This window comes from Pseudomonas sp. G11-1 (assembly GCF_024031555.1).
Taxonomy (GTDB): Bacteria; Pseudomonadota; Gammaproteobacteria; order Pseudomonadales; family Pseudomonadaceae; genus Halopseudomonas; species Halopseudomonas bauzanensis.
Window position 1 is genome coordinate 1 of the sequence record NZ_QEYQ01000010.1, and the last position, 1,225, is coordinate 1,225.

Consider the following 1,225-nt stretch of genomic DNA (forward strand, 5'->3'; position numbering starts at 1 on the left):
GAAATCGACGGCGGTCTGCAGACCGTTGACCTGAAACTGCCGGCCATCGTCACCACCGACCTGCGCCTGAACGAGCCGCGCTACGCTTCGCTGCCGAACATCATGAAGGCCAAGAAGAAGCCGCTGGATGTGCTCAAGCCCGACGAGCTGGGCGTCAGCACCGCCTCCACCCTGAGCACCGTCAAGGTCGAAGCCCCGGCTGCCCGCAGCGCTGGCATCAAGGTCAAGAGCGTTGACGAGCTGGTCGACAAACTGAAGAACGAAGCCAAGGTGATCTGACATGACGATTCTGGTTATTGCTGAACACAACAACGCCGAACTGAATGCCGCCACCCTGAACACCGTGGCTGCTGCCGCTGCCATTGGTGGTGACATTGACGTACTGGTTGCCGGCGCCGGTTGCGCCGCAGTGGCTGACGCCGCTGCCAAAGTCGCAGGCGTCTCCAAGGTCCTGTTGGCCGACAACGCTGCCTATGCGCACCAGCTGCCGGAGAACATCTCCCTGCTGATCGCCGAACTGGGCAAGAACTACAGCCACGTCCTGGCCCCGGCCAGCACCAACGGCAAGAACTACCTGCCGCGCGTTGCCGCGCTGCTGGACGTTGATCAGATCTCCGAGATCATCGCGGTAGAAAGCGCCGATACCTTCAAGCGCCCGATCTACGCCGGTAACGCCATCGCCACCGTCAAGTCCGACGCGGCGATCAAGGTCATCACCGTGCGCGCCACCGGTTTCGACCCGGTTGCTGCCGAAGGTGGCAGTGCGGCGGTGGAAGCCGTTGCCTCGGCTCAGGACGCCGGCACCTCCGCCTTCGTTGGCGAAGAGCTGGCCAAGTCCGACCGTCCCGAACTGGCGGGTGCCAAGATCGTCGTTTCCGGTGGTCGTGGCATGCAGAACGGCGACAACTTCCAGCTGCTGTACGGCCTGGCCGACAAGCTGGGCGCCGCTGTCGGTGCCTCGCGCGCTGCCGTTGACGCGGGCTTTGTACCGAACGACATGCAGGTCGGTCAGACCGGCAAGATCGTTGCTCCGAGCCTGTACATCGCCGTCGGTATCTCCGGCGCGATCCAGCATCTGGCCGGTATGAAGGACTCCAAAGTCATTGTTGCGATCAACAAGGACGAGGAAGCGCCGATCTTCCAGGTCGCGGACTACGGTCTGGTTGCTGACCTGTTTGAAGCGGTGCCGGAGATGGCCAGCAAGGTGTAAACCTGCGGCAAGCTA

2 protein-coding genes are annotated in these 1,225 nt (G+C 62.7%); both read left to right on the forward strand.

Annotated features, from left to right (window positions below; translation table 11 throughout):
- A partial coding sequence (locus DHB74_RS16600; RefSeq protein WP_499162085.1) for an electron transfer flavoprotein subunit beta/FixA family protein occupies window positions 1-279 on the forward strand: 279 nt, incomplete at its 5' end.
- Window position 280: 1 nt separating this feature from the next.
- Complete coding sequence (locus DHB74_RS16605; RefSeq protein WP_036991910.1) at window positions 281-1,210, forward strand: electron transfer flavoprotein subunit alpha/FixB family protein; 930 nt, start codon at window positions 281-283, stop codon at window positions 1,208-1,210.
- Window positions 1,211-1,225 lie beyond the last annotated feature (15 nt).

What these genes read in the sequence shown, in the direction of transcription:
- DHB74_RS16605 (WP_036991910.1), top strand. Translation starts at nt 281, where the DNA reads ATGACGATTCTGGTTATTGCTGAACACAACAACGCCGAACTGAATGCC.